Raw genomic sequence first — 336 nt, 5'->3', positions numbered from 1 at the left:
CAGGTCCATCAAACGAAGCCAGGAAGTCATTCGCGGCGAACCCTAAGCCACTCATAAAGAATGCAAGCGCGAGCAGTAGCGGATATCGGTAAGACCGACGCCGCTGCCAGAGCATCAAAAATGTCGCGGTGAAGATCAGCGAGATAGCTGGGTTCAGCAACTTGAAGAAAAACTCGCCGGTCAATGTTTGCTTCTTGTCGTTGTTGGGGGCTGTATTTTCTATATCCGGTGAGTGCTGATAATGAAGCGTTAAGTCAGCGGCATGAGTAGGGCCGCTGGCGATGGAAAAGGCGATTAAGATTAATGTCTGCTGACCTCCGGACCAATCCGACGGGT

1 pseudogene is annotated in these 336 nt (G+C 51.5%); it reads right to left on the bottom strand.

What is annotated here, in order from left to right:
• Window positions 1–336 (bottom strand): annotated as a pseudogene (locus ABFT80_RS28010) (hypothetical protein); the annotation flags it as partial.

This window comes from Foliimonas ilicis (assembly GCF_039939195.1).
Taxonomy (GTDB): domain Bacteria; phylum Pseudomonadota; class Alphaproteobacteria; order Rhizobiales; family Rhizobiaceae; genus Foliimonas; species Foliimonas ilicis.
Note: the sequence above shows the minus strand (reverse complement) of the source record. Positions and strands in the feature narration are given on the sequence as shown.